Raw genomic sequence first — 16,570 nt, forward strand, 5'->3', positions numbered from 1 at the left:
CGGTTATCCGGGGGCTGTCAAGCGGGGGAGCGGACCGGGGGGCCGGGCGGCGGGACGGGCCGGGGCGGCGGTGCGCGGGCGCTTGACGCGGCCGGGGCGCGGCGAGAAACTCATCACATGATGAATTCTTCGGCGGGGCCGGCCGACGGCCCCGCGATCCGGATCGCCGGACTGGTCGTCCGCCGGGGCCCGGCCACCGTGCTGCCCGGCCTGGACCTGGAGGTCGGCCGGGGCAGCGTCACCGGCCTGCTGGGCCCCAGCGGCTGCGGCAAGACCACGCTGCTGCGCTGCGTCGTCGGCGTGCAGCGGACCGCCGCCGGGAGCGTCACCGTGCTCGGCCGGCCCGCCGGGGACGCCGCCCTGCGGGACCGGGTCGGGTACGTCACCCAGGCCCCCTCGGTCTACGGGGACCTCACCGTCGGCGAGAACCTCGACTACTTCGCCGCCGTCCTCGGCGCCCCGCCCGGCGCCGCCGCCCGGGCGATCGGCCAGGTCGGGCTGGACGCCCACCGCCGCACCCCCGTCGCCCGGCTCTCCGGCGGCCAGCGGGCCCGGGTCTCGCTCGCCGCCGCCCTGCTCGGACACCCCGAACTGCTGGTCCTGGACGAACCCACCGTCGGCCTCGACCCGGTGCTGCGGCAGGAGCTCTGGGAACTGTTCCGGCAGCTCGCCGCCGACGGCGCCACCCTGCTGGTCTCCAGCCACGTGATGGACGAGGCCACCCGCTGCGACCGGCTGCTGCTGATGCGCGAGGGCCGCCTGCTCGCCCACGACACCCCCGCCGCGCTGCTCGCCGCCACCGGCGCGGCCGACGTCGAGAGCGCCTTCCTCACCCTCGTGCGGACCGGACAGGAGGCCCACCGGTGAACGCCGCGACCCGCCGCACCCTCGCCACCGCCCGCCGGGTGCTGGCCCAACTGCGGCACGACCCGCGCACCGTGGCGATGCTGCTGCTGGTGCCCTGCCTGCTGCTCGTCCTGCTCAAGTACATGTACGACGGGCAGCCCCGCACCTTCGACCGGCTCGGCCCCGAACTGCTCGGCGTCTTCCCGCTGCTGGTGATGTTCCTGGTCACCTCGGTCGCCATGCTCCGCGAACGCACCGGCGGCACCCTGGAACGCCTGCTCACCATGCCGCTCGGCAAGCCCGACCTGCTGCTCGGCTACGCGCTCGCCTTCGGCGCCGTCGCCCTGGTCCAGGCCGCCCTCGCCTCCGCCCTGACCATCGGCGTGCTCGGCCTCGACGTGGCCGGGCCGACCTGGATGCTGTTCGCCGTCGCGGTCGCCGACGGGCTGCTCGGCATGGCGCTGGGCCTGCTGGTCTCGGCGTTCGCCGCCACCGAGTTCCAGGCCGTCCAGTTCCTGCCCGCCGTCCTGCTGCCCCAACTGCTGCTCTGCGGGCTGTTCGTGCCCCGCGCCGAGATGGCCCCCGTGCTGCGCTGGGCCTCCGACGTCCTGCCGCTCTCGTACGCCGTCGACGCGATGGGCCGGACCACCGCGCAGGGCGGGGTGGGCGGCCGGGTCCTGGCCGACCTCGCCGTGGTGGCCGGGAGCGCCCTGCTCGCGCTCGCCCTCGGCGCCGCCACGCTGCGCCGCCGCACCGCCTGACCGGGCGGCCCGCGGGACGGTCATTCGTGACCGTCCCGTGCCCGGGTCGCCATTGGGGACGGCCGCGGCCCTGGGGCAGAATCGACGGCATGACCGAATCCGACCGGACACCCCACCAGGGTTCCGCCGCCGAGGAGCCCGTGTACGCCGACCGCGTCTACCGCTCCGTCCCCAGCGTCATCGCGGGCGCCATGATGCTCGCCGTCGCCGCCTGGCTGATCATCGACGCCGTCGTGTCCGGCACCGGAGCCACCCCGTGGGTCGCCCTCGCCGCCGCACCCGTCTTCGCCTTCCCGGTGATCGCCTACACCCTGCGGCCCGTGGTGCGCGCCAACGACCGGCGGCTGGTCGTCCGCAACCCGCTGCGCACGATCGTCGCGCCCTGGGGGAAGGTCGAGCAGCTCAAGGCGGGGTACTCGGTCGAGCTCTTCGCGGACGGCCGCAAGTTCCAGGTCTGGGCGATCCCGGTCTCGATCCGCCAGCGCAAGAAGGCCACCCGCCGGGCCACCCGGGCCGCGGCCGAGGGCGACCCGAACCTCCCGGCCCGGCCGGCCCGGAAGACCCCCCGCCCGGACCAGCTCGACCCGACCCGGGCCTGGTCCGACGCCGTGGTCACCGCCCTCCAGGAGCAGGCCGAGCGCAACGCCCACAAGCCCTCCGCGGCCGGCGAGCTGCAGGCCACCTGGTGCTGGTGGATCATCGCCCCGACCCTGGCGGGCCTGGTCGCGCTGGTCTCGGTGATCGCGGCGACCTGACCGGTCCGACCGGGCGGGTCGACCTGACCGGGCGGGTCGATCGGGCCGGCCGGGTCGATCGGGTCGATCGGGCGGGGCCGGGCCGCTCAGCGGTCGAGCGCGACGACGTACTTGCCCTCGGCCCGCCCGGCGGCCAGCAGGTCGTGCGCGGCGGGGACGGCGGCCAGGCCGGGCAGCACCGTCAGCGGGGTGTCCAGCGAGCCGGCCGCCAGCAGGTCGAGGGTGCGGCGGACGGCGCCGGCCACCTTCGCGGGGGCGTGGGTGAGCAGCCCGTTGTGGCTGAAGCCGGTGAGGGTGGCGTTGGCGCCCAGCAGGCGGGGCAGCGGCGGCAGCGGCGCGGGCTCGGCCCCGCTCGCGTTGCCGAACAGGACGATCCGGCCGCCCGGGGCGAGCAGGTCGAGGTCGAGGTCGAGCGCGGTGGTGCCCAGCGGGTCGAGGACCAGGTCGACGCCGCGGCCGCCGCCCGCCGCGCGCAGCTCGGCGGCCAGGTCGTCGCCGCCCCGGGCGTGCACGGCGTGGTAGCCGTGGCGCAGGGCGGCCCCGGCCTTCTCCGGACGGCCGACGGTGCCGAGCAGGCGGCCGCCGCCGAGGTGGGGCAGCAGGCGGGCGACGGCGGTGCCGATCCCGCCGCTCGCCGAGTGGACCAGCACGCTCTCGCCGGGGGCGAACCGCCCGGCGTCGGTGAGCAGCAGCAGCGCGGTGGCCAGGCCGAGCGGCGTGGTGGCGGCGACCTCCAGCGGGACGCCGTCCGGGACCGGGACGGTCAGCTCCGCGTCGGCGACCGCGACCTCGGCGAGGCCGCCGCCGCGGGTGGCGGCGACCACCCGGGTGCCGACGGCGAGGTGGGTGACGCCCTCGCCGAGGGCCAGGACGGTGCCGGCGACCTCCTTGCCGGGGTGGTGCGGCCAGTCGGCGGTGTAGCCGCCGTCGCCGCGGCGGGCCATCACGTCGACGAAGTTGAGCCCGGCGTAGGCGACCTCGACGGCGACCTGGCCGGGGCCGGGCCGCGGCGGTTCGAGGTCGAGGACGTGGCTGTGCTCGGCGCCGCCGGCTTCGGTCATGACGAGTGCGCGCATGGTGGTCCCCTGGATCGGTCGCAGTTACGATGTTCTACGAACGTCGAAATTAGTACCACGCCATTTCGAGATCTGTCGAACATCGCAGGGAGAGGTGCCCCCGTGCCCCGAACCAGCCGCCGCCGCGAGGCGCCCCACTACCCCGACACCGCCGACATCGACCTGCTGGACGTACTGCACGCGCTCTCCGACCCGACCCGGATGACCATCGTGCTGACCCTCGGCCGGGAACCCGAACGCGCCTGCGGCACCTTCCCGGTGGACGTCGCGCCCTCCACCCTCAGCCACCACTTCAAGGTCCTGCGCGAGGCCGGCCTGATCCGCCACCGCGAGGAGGCCAACCGCCGCCTGACCACCCTGCGCGCCGCCGACCTGGAGGAGCGCTTCCCGGGCCTGCTGGCCGTGGTGACCGCCGCGTACCGCACGCAGCAGGGCCCGGACGCGTGAACGTCCGGGCCCCGCAGGACTATTGACGGTGTATCAGGTCAGGCCGGCGGCGGTGGCGAAGTCGCGCTTGAGGGCGTCCAGCAGGTCCTGGGCGGCGGCGCGGGCGGCCGGGAGGTCGGCGCGGGAGGCGACCGGGAGGACGGCCTCCAGGTAGCACTTGAGCTTGGGCTCGGTGCCGGAGGGGCGGACGACGACGCGGGCGGAGGTGACGGCCGGGCCGGTGAGGAGGTAGCGGAGGCCGTCGGTCGGGGGGAGGTCGGGGGTGCCGGCGGTGAGGTCGTCGGCGCGGGTGACGGTGAGGCCGGCGAGTTCGACCGGGGGCTTGTCGCGGAGGGCGGCCATCGCGTCGGAGATGACGGAGAGGTCGTCGACCCGGACCGAGAGCTGGTCGGCGGCGTGCAGGCCATGGGTGAGGGCCAGGTCGTCGAGGAGGTCGGTGAGGGTGCGGCCGTCGCGCTTGAGGCCGGCGGCGAGTTCGGCGATCTGGAGGGCGGCGGTGATGCCGTCCTTGTCGCGGACGCCGTCCGGGTCGACGCAGTAGCCGAGCGCCTCCTCGTAGCCGTAGCGGATGTCCTCGGTGCGGGCGATCCACTTGAAGCCGGTGAGCGTCTCGGCGTAGCCGAGGCCGGCGGCGGCGGCGATCCTGCCGAGCAGGGTGGAGGAGACGATGGTGGTGGCGAAGACGCCGTCGGAGGTCTTGGCGGCCAGGGCCGCGCCGAGCAGGGCGCCGACCTCGTCGCCGCGGAGCATCCGCCAGTCGCCGTCCGGGGTGGGGACGGCGACGGCGCAGCGGTCGGCGTCCGGGTCGTTGGCGATCACCAGGTCGGGGCGGGCTTCGCGGGCGGCGGCGAAGGCGAGGTCCATCGCGCCGGGCTCCTCCGGATTGGGGAACGCGACGGTGGGGAAGTCCGGGTCGGGCTCGGCCTGTTCGGCGACCACGGTCGGCGCGGGGAACCCGGCCGCGGCGAACGCGGCCAGCAGGACGTCGCGGCCGACGCCGTGCAGCGGGGTGTAGACGGTGGCGAGTTCGCGCGGGCCGGCCGGGTCGAGGACGGCGGCGGCGCGGGCCAGGTAGGCGGCGAGCACGTCGTCGCCCAGCACCTCCCAGCCGGACTCGGCGCGCGGGACGTCGGCGAGCGCGCCCAGCGCGTCGATCTCGGCGGCGATGTCGGCGTCCGCGGGCGGCACGATCTGCGAGCCGTCGCCGAGGTAGACCTTGTAGCCGTTGTCCTGCGGCGGGTTGTGGCTGGCGGTGACCACCACGCCGGCCGCCGCACCCAGGTGCCGGATCGCGTACGCCAGCACGGGCGTGGGCAGCGCGCGGGGCAGCAGTGCGGCGCGCAGCCCGGCGCCCACCACCACGGCGGCGGTGTCGAGGGCGAAGTCGTACGACTTGTGGCGGGCGTCGTAGCCGATCACCACCAGGTCGCCGAGCTCGGGGTGCTTGCGGACGTACCCGGCCAGGCCGGCGGCGGCCCGGATCACCACGGCGCGGTTCATCCGCATCGGCCCGGCCCCCAGCTCGCCGCGCAGCCCGGCGGTGCCGAACTGGAGCCGTCCGGCGAAGCGTTCGGCCAGCCGGGACCAGGCGATCCGCTCCTCGGACTCGGCCTCCGGCCCCTCGGCGGCGGCCAGCAGCGCGGTCAGTTCGGCGCGGGTCTGCGGGTCGGGGTCCTCGGCCAGCCAGGCGCGGGCCCGGTCGAGGAGGTCGGTGGTGGGTGCCTTCGGCATGCGGCCCGCTCCCTGTGCGTGGAGTAGATGAGGAGGTGAAGGGTGGGGAAAGAGGAGGACGGGTGAGGAGGGGGACAGCCGAACGCCGCCGCGCACGGTCCGCGCGCGGCGGCGCCGCTTCTCCTCGTCATGCCCCCGATTCTCCGTCAGGGGTGCTGCCGGGCGGGGGAGTCGCCCCGCTCCGGGGTGTCAGATCCGTTCCAGGACCTTCGCCAGCAGGGCGCCCATCCGCTCGGCGGAGGCCTTGCCGGCCTCCAGGACCTCGGCGTGGTTGAGGGGCTCGCCGGTGATGCCGGCGGCCAGGTTGGTGACCAGCGAGATGCCGAGCACCTCGGCGCCGGCCTCGCGGGCGGCGATGGCCTCCAGGGTGGTGGACATGCCGACGAGCTCGCCGCCGATCACCCGGGCCATGTTGACCTCGGCCGGGGTCTCGTAGTGCGGGCCGCGGAACTGCACGTAGACGGCCTCGTCGAGGGACGGGTCGACCTCGCGGCACAGGGTGCGCAGGCGCTTGGAGTACAGGTCGGTGAGGTCGACGAAGTTGGCGCCGACGATCGGGGAGTCCGCGGTCAGGTTGATGTGGTCGCTGATCAGCACGGGCTGCCCGGGGACCCAGCCCTCGCGCAGGCCGCCGCAGCCGTTGGTGAGCACCACGGTGCGGCAGCCGGCCGCGGCGGCGGTGCGCACGCCGTGCACCACGGTGGCCACGCCGTGGCCCTCGTAGTAGTGGTTGCGGCCGAGGAAGACCAGGGCCCGGCGCTCGCCGCCGCCGGGGATCCGCACCGAGCGGATGGTGCCGGCGTGGCCGGCCACCGCGGGGGCGGGGAAGCCGGGCAGGTCGGTGACCGGGAACTCGGCCAGCGTCTCGCCCAGGGCGTCGGCGGCCGGCACCCAGCCGGAGCCCATCACCAGGGCGACGTCGTGGCGCTCGGCGCCGGTGAGTTCGCGCAGCCGGTCGGCAGCGGCCCGGGCGGCGGCGTAGGGGTCGGCGGAGACGGCCGTCTGAGGAGATGCGTTCACGCGGTCGAGGATAGGTCAAATCTGCCTACGCGCGTAGACAGCACGCCCAGGCCATGCCGGATCGTTACCCGGATTGCGTGGAACGACAGCATTCCTCCCCGGCCGGAGCGCCCGGCCGGGCGGAAGGCACAGGCCCGGCCGGGTCGGGCCGGACCGGGCCGGTGCACGAGGGCGGCGGGACCGGCGCGGGCCCGGCCGGGCCGGTGCGCGGCTGCGGCGGGGCCGGCGCGCGGGCTCAGCAGGGCCGGCGGCGCAGGTCCAGCACGTAGTCGTCGGGGGCGCCGGCGCTCTCCGCCGCGTCCGCGATCAGGCCGAGGTAGCGGGCGGCGGGCAGCCCGCCCTCGTAGTCGTTGAGCACGTACGTCCAGACCGCGACCTCGCCGTCCAGGGTCTGCGCGCGCAGCTTCACCTTGCGGTAGATGCCGAGCTGCACGCCCTCCCAGCGGTCCAGGCCCTCCTCGTCCATCGGGGCCACGTCGTAGAGCGAGACGAAGACCTGGTCCTTCTCGTCCTCCACCACGGTGGCCAGCGAGCCCTCCCAGCCGAGCTGTTCGCCGCCGAAGGTCAGCCGCCAGCCGGGCAGCCAGCCGGTGCCGCGCAGCGGGGAGTGCGGGGCGCGCCGGGACATCTGCCGGGCGTCGAGGTTGGTGGCGTAGGCGGCGTAGAGCGACATGGCGTCAGCCTACGGGAGCGGGGCGGTCCGCCGGGCTGCGCGTCCGGGGCGGGCCTACGGTGGAGGGAGGTCTCACCCCGCGGGCGGACCCGCCGGGTCGGGGGCGGGGTGCGCGCCGGACGGGAGCGTCCTGATGCGACAACTACCGGTAGTGGTGGGTGCACCGACCGTGGCGGCGGTGCTGCTCGCGGCCGCGGTCGGCTGCGGTTCCAACGGCGGCTCGGGCGGCGGCGGCCAGGCGGGGGCCAGCCCGCCGGGCCCGGTGACCGTCACCGCGACGCCCACCCCGACGGTCACCGTCACGCCGACGCCCACGCCCACGGTCACCGTCACGCCGCAGACGGTCACCGCGACGCCGAACCCGACCGTCACCGTCACCACGGCGAGGGGCGGCGGCAACCCGACGCTCACCAGCGCGATCGCCGTGGTGCAGCAGTACTACGAGGACATCAGCAACCACGACTACGCGGCGGCCTGGGCGCTGGGCGGCAAGAACATCGGCGGCAGCGACTACAGCGGCTGGGTGAAGGGCTACGCCACCACCGCCAGCATCTACCTGGGCACCACCAGCACCTTCGGTTCGAACCAGGTGCGCGCGGTGATCTACGCGGTCCAGACCGACGGCAGCACGAAGACCTACGAGGGCACGTACACGGTGTCCGGCGGGGTGCTGGTGTCGGCCTCGATCCAGCAGACCGGCTAGCCGGGAGGGGAACAACAACGCCCCCGGCGTGGAATCCGTTCCGGCATGCGGGACAATGGGGCACGTGACTCGGATCGTGATCATCGGTGGCGGACCAGGCGGATACGAGGCGGCCCTCGTGGCCGCCCAGCTCGGCGCGGAGGTGACCGTCGTCGACCGCGACGGTCTGGGCGGATCGGCGGTGCTGACGGACTGCGTGCCGTCCAAGACCCTGATCGCCACCGCCGAGGTGATGACCAGCTTCGACAGCTCCTACGAGGAGCTGGGCATCCTGGTCGCGGACGGCACGCCGGACCCGGCCGACCCGGCCCGGGTGGTCGGCGTCGACCTCGGCAAGGTCAACCGGCGCGTGAAGCGCCTGGCGATCGCCCAGTCCCACGACATCACCCAGGCCGTCACCCGGGCCGGGGTCACCGTGCTGCGCGGCCGCGGCCGGCTCGGCACCGGCGGCCAGGCGATCGACGGCTCCCGCGAGGTGCTGGTCGAACTCGCCGACGGCGCCGTCGAGTCGGTGCGCGCCGACGCGGTGCTGATCGCCACCGGCGTCCGCCCGCGCCAGCTGCCCGACGCGCAGCCGGACGGCGAGCGGATCCTGGCCTGGACGCAGGTCTACGACCTGGAGGAGCTGCCGCGCGAGCTGATCGTGGTCGGCTCCGGCGTCACCGGCGCCGAGTTCGCCGGCGCCTACCAGGCGCTCGGCTCGAACGTCACGCTGGTCTCCTCGCGCGACCGGGTGCTCCCGGGCGAGGACCCGGACGCCGCCGAGGTGCTGGAGGACGTGTTCCGCCGCCGCGGCATGAACGTGATGAGCCGCTCCCGGGCCGAGAGCGCCAAGCGGGTGGGCGACCGGGTGGAGGTGACGCTGGCCGACGGCAAGGTGATCACGGGCACGCACTGCCTGATGGCGGTCGGCTCGCTCCCCAACACCGAGGAGCTGGGCCTGGAGGAGGCCGGTGTCGCGGTCAACGACTGGGGCCAGATCAAGGTGGACCGGGTCTCCCGCACCTCCGCCCCCGGCGTGTACGCGGCCGGCGACTGCACCGGCGTCTTCATGCTGGCCTCGGTGGCCGCCATGCAGGGCCGGATCGCCATGTACCACGCGCTCGGCGACGCGGTGCAGCCGCTGAACCTGAAGACCGTGGCGTCCAACGTGTTCACCGACCCGGAGATCGCCACCGTCGGCTACACCCACGCCGACGTGTCCTGCGGGAAGATGGACGCCGTCGAGGTCAAGCTCCCGCTGCGCGGCAACCCGCGGGCCAAGATGCAGGGCATCCGGGACGGCTTCGTGAAGCTGTTCGCCCGCCCCGGCACCGGCATCGTGGTCGGCGGCGTGGTGGTCGCCCCGCGCGCCTCCGAGCTGATCCACTCGATCTCGCTGGCCGTCGACAACAACCTGACGGTGGAGCAGGTCGCCAGCGCCTTCACGGTCTACCCGTCGCTGTCCGGCTCGACCGCCGAGGCGGCCCGCCAGCTGCACATCCGCAAGCGCGAGGGCGCGGGCTCCTAGCGGGACGCGCGGCCCCCGGACCGCCGGGGCGCGCGGGACGTACGGGAACGAGCCGGGCGCGCGCCGCCCGGCTCACCCGCCCGGTGGAGCGCGCATTGTACGGTCGTGCGCCGTCCCGAGGTGAGCAAATCCCGTTACCAGGTGCAAACGCCTGAAAGCAGACGGTCACTCGGGTTACCGTCGGTCCTGTGTTTGCAGCAGAACGTCGCCAGTTGATCCTCGAGATGGTGCGCGCCAACGGAGCCGTGTCGCTCCGCGAACTGGCCCGCGTCGTCCAGACCTCCGAAGTCACCGTCCGCCGAGACGTCCGGGCGCTGGAGTCCGAAGGGCTGCTCGACCGCCGCCACGGCGGCGCGGTGCTGCCCGGCGGGTTCAGCCGTGACCCGGGCTACCCGCAGAAGACCCACCTCGCCACCGCCGAGAAGAGCGCCATCGCCGACCTCGCCGCGGACCTGGTCGAGGAGGGCGACGCCATCGTGGTCGGCGCCGGGACGACCACCCAGGAGCTGGCCCGCCGGCTGGCCCGGGTGCCCGGGCTGACCGTGGTCACCAACTCGCTGCTGGTCGCCCAGGCGCTGGCGCACGCCAACCGGGTCGAGGTGGTGATGACCGGCGGCACCCTGCGCGGCTCCAACTACGCCCTGGTGGGCAGCGGCGCCGAGCAGTCGCTGGCCGGGCTGCGGGTCACCAAGGCGTTCATCTCCGGCAGCGGACTGACCGCCGAACGCGGCCTGTCCACCGCCAACATGCTCTCCGCCTCGGTCGACCGGGCCCTGGTGCAGGCCGCCAACGAGGTGATCGTGCTGGCCGACCACACCAAGCTCGGCGCCGACAGCATGTTCCAGACCGTCGCCACCGAGGCGATCACCCGGCTGGTCACCGACGAGCGCACCCTGCTGGAGGACCTCACCTCCCGCGAGCAGCACGCCCTCGCCGACTGCGGGGTGCAGGTCTCGGTGGCCTCGCTCGGCCTGGCCGCCGAGAGCGCCGCCCACCAGCAGGCCGCCCGCCGCCCCGGGCCGCCGCAGCCCGGCCTGGCCCCCGGCGCCCCGCTGCCCGGCCAGCGCCGCCCCGCCCCGCACGGCGCCCTGCCGCCCGCCGCCCGGCTCGCCGAACGGATCCGCTGACCGCGCGGGCGGCCGACCCGCCCGGCGGCGGCGCACTGACCGGTTCCGGCCCGCCCGCGGCCGACCCCTGGCCGCCCCGGCCGAGCCGCTTGTAGCGTCTGCCCCCATGGACGCAGCGAGCGAAACACTCGACCGCACAACCGAATTGACGGTGCGTCGGGCCCGCGCCGGCCGCGGCCCCGCGACCTGGGGCCAGCGCGCCATCCACACCGCCCTGGTCCGGCTCGGCACCGACGCGCCCCGCTACAACCTGCGGCTGGCCGCCCCCGTCGACCCCGGCGCGGAGCCCGGCACCGTGCTCCGCGCCTGCACCGAACTGCTCCACCTGCACGACGCGCTGCGCACCCGGCTGGTCGAGCAGGACGGCGCACTGCACCAGCTGGTCGACGCCGACGGCACCCTCCCGGTGGCGCTGCTGCACCGGGACACCCCCGAGCGGGCCGCCGCCGCGGCCGCCGAACTGCTCGACCGGTACGCCCGGGAGCCCTTCGACCCGGCCCGCGAGTGGCCGGTGCGGCTCGGCCTGGTGCTGGTCGACGGCCTGGTCCGGCAGACCGTCCTGGTGCTCTCGCACACCGCCGCCGACGGCTGGGGGATGCGCCGCGCCGTCCGCGACCTGATGCTGCTGGCCGCCGGACGCAGCGCCCAGGACCTGCGCGCCGAACGGGAGTTCGCCCAGCCGCTGGACGAGGCCGCCGAGCAGACCGGCCCGCGCGGCCGCCGCCGGGACGCCGCCGCCCGCCGGCACTGGCGGGAGAAGCTGGCCGCCGGCCCGCGCGCCCTGCTGCCCCGCCCGGCCGCCGCGCCCGACCCGGCGCGGACCTTCCCGTACGCGGTGCTGCGCTCCCCGGCGCTGGCCGACGCCCTCCCGGTGGCCGCCGCCCGGCTGCGCACCGGCGACGCCACGGTGCTGCTGGCCGCCGCCGCCACCGAACTGGGCCGGCTCGGCGGGCAGCGCGAGTTCCTCTGCCAGGTGGTGGTCGGCAACCGCTTCACCGAGCGGTCCGCCGAGGCCGTCACCACGCTCGCCCAGGAGGGCCTGTTCCACCTCCCGGAGCTCGCCGAGGACTTCGCCGAGACCGTCCGCCGCGCCCACGGCCCGGCGCTCACCGCCTACCGGCACTCCGGCTACGACAAGCCGCGGCTGGACGCCGAACTGGCCGGGCTGCGGGCCGCGGGCGTCGAACCGGCCGACCACTCGGTGGTCTGGAACGACACCCGGGACCCGCTGGCCGCGCTGATGGCCGACGCGCCGGGGCCGGGCGGCGCGGGGGAGCGGGAGCTGAGCTTCCCGGACGAGTTCCCGGCCCGCCCCGGGGTGTCGGTCGCGGTGGACGTGGTCGCGGTGCCCGGCGCGGTCGAGCTGCGGATGGTGGCGGACAGCGCGCTGCTGGACCGGGCGCAGATGGCGGGGTTCCTGTGCGGCGTCGAGGAGTTGGTGCTGGGCGCGGCGGGCGCGGCGGGTCCGGTCGGCGCGGCCGGGTAGGCCGAAGGGCGGCGGGGTCCGGAGACTCCCGCCGCCCTTCCGGTGCGTGCGCGTCCTACCCTCAGACGTCCTTGATCTCGCAGAGCGCGGCGCCGCTGGAGACGGAGGCGCCGACCTCGGCCTTGAGGCCGACCACGGTGCCCGCCTTGTGGGCGTTCAGCGGCTGCTCCATCTTCATCGCCTCCAGGACCACGATCAGCTCGCCCTCGGCGACCACCTGGCCCTCCTCGACGGCGACCTTGACGATGGTGCCCTGCATCGGCGAGGCCAGGGTGTCGCCGGAGACCGCCGAGGCGGCCTTCTTCGCGCCCACCCGGCGCTTGGCCTTCGCCGAGCCCGCGGCGGCCGCCGGGGCCGAGGCGACGCCGAGCGAGGACGGCAGCGAGACCTCGATCCGCTTGCCGCCGACCTCGACCACCACGGTCTCGCGGCCCTCGGGCTCCTCGCCGTCGCCGCCCGCGCCGGTGAACGCCGGGATGGTGTTCTCGAACTCGGTCTCGATCCACCGGGTGAAGACCTTGAACGGCTCGGTGGAGCCGGTCAGTTCGGGGGCGAACGCGGGGTCGGTGACCACGGCCTGGTGGAACGGGATGGCGGTGGCCATGCCCTCGACCTTGAACTCCTCCAGGGCGCGCTTGGCGCGCTGCAGGGCCTGCTTGCGGTCGGCGCCGGTGACGATCAGCTTGGCCAGCAGGGAGTCCCAGGCCGGGCCGATCACCGAGCCGGACTCCACGCCGGCGTCCAGCCGGACGCCCGGGCCGGACGGCGGGGCGAACAGCGTGACGGTGCCGGGCGCGGGCAGGAAGTTGCGGCCCGGGTCCTCGCCGTTGATCCGGAACTCGAAGGAGTGGCCGCGGATCTCGGGGTCGTCGTAGCCGAGCTCCTCGCCGTCCGCGATCCGGAACATCTCGCGGACCAGGTCGAGGCCGGCGACCTCCTCGGAGACCGGGTGCTCGACCTGCAGGCGGGTGTTGACCTCCAGGAAGGAGATCAGGCCGTCCTGGGAGACCAGGAACTCGCAGGTGCCGGCGCCGACGTAGCCCGCCTCGCGCAGGATCGCCTTGGACGCCCGGTACAGCTCGGCGTTCTGCTCGGCGGTCAGGAACGGCGCGGGCGCCTCCTCGACCAGCTTCTGGTGCCGGCGCTGCAGCGAGCAGTCGCGGGTGGAGACGACCACCACGTTGCCGTGCTGGTCGGCCAGGCACTGGGTCTCCACGTGCCGCGGCTTGTCGAGGTACTGCTCGACGAAGCACTCGCCGCGGCCGAACGCGGCGACCGCCTCGCGGACCGCCGACTCGTACAGCTCGGGGATCTCCTCCAGCGTGCGGGCGACCTTCAGGCCGCGGCCGCCGCCGCCGAACGCCGCCTTGATGGCGACCGGCAGGCCGTGCTCGGCGGCGAACGCGACGACCTCGTCGGCGCCGGAGACCGGGTCGGCGGTGCCGGCCACCAGCGGGGCGCCGGCGCGCTGGGCGACGTGCCGGGCGGTGACCTTGTCGCCCAGGTCGCGGATGGCCTGCGGCGGCGGGCCGATCCAGGTCAGGCCGGCGTCGAGCACGGCCTGCGCGAACTCGGCGTTCTCGGAGAGGAAACCGTAGCCGGGGTGGACCGCGTCCGCTCCCGAGTCGGCGGCGGCCTTGAGCACCTTGGCGATGTCGAGGTAGCTGGTGGCGGGGGTGTCGCCGCCCAGCGCGTACGCCTCGTCGGCGGCCCGCACGTGCAGCGCGTCCCGGTCAGGCTCCGCGTACACGGCGACGCTGGCGATACCCGCGTCCCGGCAGGCCCGGGCGACGCGGACGGCGATTTCTCCGCGGTTGGCGATGAGCACCTTGCGCACTGTGGCTCCCTTCTCGAACCTCGTCGAGTCTATGGATTGGAGGGCGCTACCGGCGAGTAGTCCCTGGTGGTGAGCGTGCTCACACGCTCGGTTGCCGTACTCCCGTGCCAGTGGCGGCCGTTGGCGGCGCGTCGCAGGCAGTGGGCCCTGGGCGATCGTGCACCGGAGCACTGGAGCGCCGGTCGGGGGTGGGGTGGCCTTCGCCACACCGGGGTCGGTTCAGACCGCCGCCGGTTCCGGACGGCTGACCGCCGCGTCCGTCACGTCGGCCTCGAACTCGACCACGTCCGGCCCGTACGCGCGGGCGTTCACCACCCGGAGCACCACCGCGAACGCGCCGTCCCGGCCGTGCTCGCGGGCCAGCTCCCGGTGGTGGGCGACCAGGTAGCGGGCGGCCGCGTGGTTGGAGACCGCGGTCTGCCCGGCTATCAGGAACACCGGCCGGCTGCCCTCGCGCAGGTGCACCCGGGCCAGCAGCACGTGGGCCCGCTGGCCGGGCTCCTCCCGGGAGGTCAGGAACCGGAACTCCCGGGTGCCGACCAGCAGGGTGTGCACCGGGTGCCCGGCCTGCGCGGGCGGGTCGACGAACGCCACCCCCGGCAGCCAGGACTCCAGGTGGGCCGCCGTCCGCCGGTTGCCGACCGGGCCGCCCACGCAGAACTCGGTCTTGTCGCCCAGCCCCTGCCGGACCTCGTCGTGCCCGGTCAGCGTCGCCCGCGCGCCGCACTCGCGCACCAGCGCGGACAGCTCCATCAGCGCGTACACGTCGTCGCGGGCCACGCTCTTGACGTCCGCGGCCGACGCCTGGCGGTTGACCACCAGCAGCGCCTCGCCGCCGGCCGGCAGCCCGAAGAACGCCCGCACCCGTTCCAGCCGGCGCCGCCGGCGCAGCGACTGGGCCAGCCAGCCCAGCCCGGCGCTGATCGCCGAAGCGACCAGTCCCAGAACGACGTTGAGCACTCCATCGGTCATCTTCGGCTCCTCGTCGCCCCTTTCCGGTCCGGCTGCGTCAGCCTAACGGCGCCCGGCTGGAGAGGGGGTGGAACTCTGCAACAGATGTGCGGGCCCGGTTCTGTCCGATTCCGCAACCGGTAAACCGGAGCAGGATGATCCGGTTCCGGGCCGGCCATAACGGAATGGTTCAGACCATTGACCGAGATCGGGCCGCTCCCTACCGTCACAGCCACCAGGCACCGCCCGCACGATTCACGGGGGAAAACGTGAAGCGTTCCGCACTGCCCGTCGCGCTGGCCGCGACCGCCCTGCTGCTCACCGCCTGCTCCGGCGGCGGAGGGACGAAGGCCGACCCGGCGCCCAGCGCCGACACCTACGGCTGCGTCACCCCGGAGCAGGCCGCCAAGGGCTCCTTCACCCTCGACGGCGGCACCGCCGCCGGGAACCACCTGGACGCCTACTACCGGGACTCCGACGCCGGCCACGCCAAGGTCGGCGTGGTCTTCTCGCACCAGGCCGACGGCTCGCTCTGCGAATGGGCGCCCGTCCTCGACCGGTTCACCGGGGCCGGCTACGCGGTGCTCGCCTTCACCTGCTCCGGCGACGTCACCGAGGGCATCAAGGCCGCCGAACGCTATTACCAGGGCAAGGGCGTCGGCGCGGTCGCCCTGGTCGGCGCCTCCAAGGGCGCCGCCGCCTCACTGGTCGCCGCCAGGCTCGACAACCCGCTGCCGGTCAGGGCCGTGGTCTCGCTCAGCTCGCCCGAGACGTACCCGCTGTTCAACGCCGCCCTGGCGGTCACGGTGGTGAAGACCCCCACCTACTTCGCCGCCGAACAGCTCGACTCCCCGTTCGCCGCCAACGCCAAGGCCCTGTACGACGCCTCCGTCGCCGAGGACAAGCAGCTCAAGGTCTACCCCGGCGGCAACCACGGCGCCCCGCTGCTCCGGGACGGCGCGCTGCCCGACGTGCTCGGCTACCTGGCGAAGCACGCCCCCGCGACGGGCTGACGGGGCCTCAGGCCCACAGGTCGGTGATGCGCACGTCCAGCTCGGCGAGCAGGCGGCGCAGCAGCGGCAGCGACAGGCCGATCACGTTGCCGGGGTCGCCGTCGATCCCCTCCACGAACGGTGCCGAACGGCCGTCCAGGGTGAACGCCCCGGCCACGTGCAGCGGTTCGCCGGAGGCGACGTACGCGGCGACCTCGGCGTCGTCCGGCGTCCCGAACCGGACGGTGGTCGAGGCGGTCGCGGCCGCCCGCCGCCCGGTCGCGGTGTCGATCACGCAGTGGCCGGTGCGCAGCACGCCCGCCCGGCCGCGCATCGACCGCCAGCGCTCCAGCGCCTCCGCGGCGTCGGCCGGCTTGCCCAGCGCGACGCCGTCCAGCTCCAGCACCGAGTCGCACCCGACCACCAGCGGCGGCTCGCCCGGCTCCGCGGCCAGCTCCCCGGCCACCTTCTCCGCCTTCGCCACCGCCAGCACCAGCGCCAGCTCCCCGGGCGTCGGAGCACTCAGCGCGTCCTCGTCCACCCCGCTCACCCGCACCAGCGGCTCCAGGCCGGCCTGCCGCAGCAGGCCCAGACGGGCGGGGGAGGCGGACGCGAGAACCAGCGGGCGACGAGCGGTCATGCCCCCAGCCTAGGG

16 protein-coding genes are annotated in these 16,570 nt (G+C 75.1%); 9 read left to right on the forward strand and 7 right to left on the reverse strand.

Features of this window, described 5'->3' with window-relative positions; genetic code table 11:
- The first annotated feature begins 117 nt into the window (after positions 1–117).
- From EDD39_RS11010 to EDD39_RS11020, 3 genes are all read left to right on the forward strand, one after another.
- A complete protein-coding gene (locus EDD39_RS11010) occupies positions 118–867 on the forward strand; it encodes an ABC transporter ATP-binding protein (RefSeq protein ID WP_123555198.1) in 750 nt (249 codons plus the stop codon).
- Positions 864–1,607, forward strand: coding sequence for an ABC transporter permease (locus EDD39_RS11015; protein WP_123555200.1), 744 nt, complete (start codon positions 864–866; stop codon positions 1,605–1,607). The genes EDD39_RS11010 and EDD39_RS11015 overlap by 4 nt, the downstream gene beginning before the upstream one ends.
- Positions 1,608–1,696: 89 nt before the next feature.
- The gene (locus tag EDD39_RS11020; protein ID WP_123555202.1) at positions 1,697–2,362 is read left to right on the forward strand and encodes a PH domain-containing protein; all 666 of its coding nucleotides are present in this window, start codon (positions 1,697–1,699) and stop codon (positions 2,360–2,362) included.
- An 86-nt stretch (positions 2,363–2,448) separates the two neighbouring features.
- On the opposite strand, the gene EDD39_RS11025 is transcribed toward EDD39_RS11020, so the two are convergent.
- Complete coding sequence (locus tag EDD39_RS11025; RefSeq protein ID WP_123555205.1) at positions 2,449–3,438, reverse strand: quinone oxidoreductase family protein; 990 nt, start codon at positions 3,436–3,438, stop codon at positions 2,449–2,451.
- A 102-nt stretch (positions 3,439–3,540) separates the two neighbouring features.
- Here EDD39_RS11025 and EDD39_RS11030 point away from each other — a divergent pair, with 102 nt between their 5' ends.
- Positions 3,541–3,885 (forward strand): ArsR/SmtB family transcription factor, encoded by a 345-nt coding sequence (locus EDD39_RS11030; RefSeq protein ID WP_123555207.1) that lies wholly within the window; start codon positions 3,541–3,543, stop codon positions 3,883–3,885.
- 33 nt (positions 3,886–3,918) lie between these two features.
- Here the strand turns inward: EDD39_RS11030 and EDD39_RS11035 are convergent, their stop codons facing one another.
- The 3 genes from EDD39_RS11035 to EDD39_RS11045 all read right to left on the reverse strand — a co-directional run bounded on the left by EDD39_RS11035 (position 3,919) and on the right by EDD39_RS11045 (position 7,309).
- A complete protein-coding gene (locus EDD39_RS11035; protein WP_123555209.1) occupies positions 3,919–5,616 on the reverse strand; it encodes a phospho-sugar mutase in 1,698 nt (565 codons plus the stop codon).
- Between the two features lie 189 nt (positions 5,617–5,805).
- Positions 5,806–6,636 carry a purine-nucleoside phosphorylase gene (locus tag EDD39_RS11040; protein WP_123555211.1) on the reverse strand — a complete coding sequence of 277 codons (831 nt, stop codon included), beginning with the start codon at positions 6,634–6,636 and terminating at the stop codon, positions 5,806–5,808.
- A gap of 235 nt (positions 6,637–6,871) precedes the next feature.
- On the reverse strand, positions 6,872–7,309 hold the full coding sequence (locus tag EDD39_RS11045; protein WP_123555213.1) for a gamma-glutamylcyclotransferase family protein: 438 nt from the start codon (positions 7,307–7,309) through the stop codon (positions 6,872–6,874).
- A gap of 133 nt (positions 7,310–7,442) precedes the next feature.
- Between EDD39_RS11045 and EDD39_RS40285 the strand changes: the two genes are divergently transcribed.
- From EDD39_RS40285 to EDD39_RS11070, 4 genes are all read left to right on the forward strand, one after another.
- A complete protein-coding gene (locus EDD39_RS40285) occupies positions 7,443–8,012 on the forward strand; it encodes a hypothetical protein (RefSeq protein ID WP_208765477.1) in 570 nt (189 codons plus the stop codon).
- Between the two features lie 55 nt (positions 8,013–8,067).
- Positions 8,068–9,522, forward strand: coding sequence for an NAD(P)H-quinone dehydrogenase (locus EDD39_RS11060; protein ID WP_030457272.1), 1,455 nt, complete (start codon positions 8,068–8,070; stop codon positions 9,520–9,522).
- A 224-nt stretch (positions 9,523–9,746) separates the two neighbouring features.
- Positions 9,747–10,649 carry a DeoR/GlpR family DNA-binding transcription regulator gene (locus EDD39_RS11065; RefSeq protein WP_123560323.1) on the forward strand — a complete coding sequence of 301 codons (903 nt, stop codon included), beginning with the start codon at positions 9,747–9,749 and terminating at the stop codon, positions 10,647–10,649.
- Between the two features lie 106 nt (positions 10,650–10,755).
- A complete protein-coding gene (locus tag EDD39_RS11070) occupies positions 10,756–12,135 on the forward strand; it encodes a condensation domain-containing protein (RefSeq protein WP_123555217.1) in 1,380 nt (459 codons plus the stop codon).
- 61 nt (positions 12,136–12,196) lie between these two features.
- Here EDD39_RS11070 and EDD39_RS11075 read toward each other — a convergent pair whose 3' ends face one another.
- Both EDD39_RS11075 and EDD39_RS11080 read right to left on the reverse strand, forming a co-directional pair.
- The gene (locus EDD39_RS11075; protein WP_123555219.1) at positions 12,197–13,972 is read right to left on the reverse strand and encodes an acetyl/propionyl/methylcrotonyl-CoA carboxylase subunit alpha; all 1,776 of its coding nucleotides are present in this window, start codon (positions 13,970–13,972) and stop codon (positions 12,197–12,199) included.
- 219 nt (positions 13,973–14,191) lie between these two features.
- On the reverse strand, positions 14,192–14,944 hold the full coding sequence (locus tag EDD39_RS11080) for a hypothetical protein (protein WP_123555221.1): 753 nt from the start codon (positions 14,942–14,944) through the stop codon (positions 14,192–14,194).
- A 248-nt stretch (positions 14,945–15,192) separates the two neighbouring features.
- Between EDD39_RS11080 and EDD39_RS11085 the strand changes: the two genes are divergently transcribed.
- Positions 15,193–15,936 (forward strand): alpha/beta fold hydrolase, encoded by a 744-nt coding sequence (locus EDD39_RS11085; RefSeq protein WP_123555223.1) that lies wholly within the window; start codon positions 15,193–15,195, stop codon positions 15,934–15,936.
- A gap of 7 nt (positions 15,937–15,943) precedes the next feature.
- Here the strand turns inward: EDD39_RS11085 and EDD39_RS11090 are convergent, their stop codons facing one another.
- Positions 15,944–16,555: a Maf family protein gene (locus EDD39_RS11090; protein ID WP_123555225.1), complete on the reverse strand. Its 612-nt coding sequence runs from the start codon at positions 16,553–16,555 to the stop codon at positions 15,944–15,946.
- Positions 16,556–16,570 lie beyond the last annotated feature (15 nt).

Origin of the sequence: Kitasatospora cineracea, assembly GCF_003751605.1 — a bacterium.
Lineage (GTDB): Bacteria > Actinomycetota > Actinomycetes > Streptomycetales > Streptomycetaceae > Kitasatospora > Kitasatospora cineracea.

What these genes read in the sequence shown, in the direction of transcription:
- EDD39_RS11010 (WP_123555198.1), top strand. Translation starts at nt 118, where the DNA reads ATGATGAATTCTTCGGCGGGGCCGGCCGACGGCCCCGCGATCCGGATC.
- EDD39_RS11020 (WP_123555202.1), top strand. Translation starts at nt 1,697, where the DNA reads ATGACCGAATCCGACCGGACACCCCACCAGGGTTCCGCCGCCGAGGAG.
- EDD39_RS11025 (WP_123555205.1), bottom strand. Translation starts at nt 3,438, where the DNA reads ATGCGCGCACTCGTCATGACCGAAGCCGGCGGCGCCGAGCACAGCCAC.
- EDD39_RS11035 (WP_123555209.1), bottom strand. Translation starts at nt 5,616, where the DNA reads ATGCCGAAGGCACCCACCACCGACCTCCTCGACCGGGCCCGCGCCTGG.
- EDD39_RS11045 (WP_123555213.1), bottom strand. Translation starts at nt 7,309, where the DNA reads ATGTCGCTCTACGCCGCCTACGCCACCAACCTCGACGCCCGGCAGATG.
- EDD39_RS40285 (WP_208765477.1), top strand. Translation starts at nt 7,443, where the DNA reads ATGCGACAACTACCGGTAGTGGTGGGTGCACCGACCGTGGCGGCGGTG.
- EDD39_RS11060 (WP_030457272.1), top strand. Translation starts at nt 8,068, where the DNA reads ATGGGGCACGTGACTCGGATCGTGATCATCGGTGGCGGACCAGGCGGA.
- EDD39_RS11065 (WP_123560323.1), top strand. Translation starts at nt 9,747, where the DNA reads ATGGTGCGCGCCAACGGAGCCGTGTCGCTCCGCGAACTGGCCCGCGTC.
- EDD39_RS11070 (WP_123555217.1), top strand. Translation starts at nt 10,756, where the DNA reads ATGGACGCAGCGAGCGAAACACTCGACCGCACAACCGAATTGACGGTG.
- EDD39_RS11080 (WP_123555221.1), bottom strand. Translation starts at nt 14,944, where the DNA reads ATGACCGATGGAGTGCTCAACGTCGTTCTGGGACTGGTCGCTTCGGCG.
- EDD39_RS11090 (WP_123555225.1), bottom strand. Translation starts at nt 16,555, where the DNA reads ATGACCGCTCGTCGCCCGCTGGTTCTCGCGTCCGCCTCCCCCGCCCGT.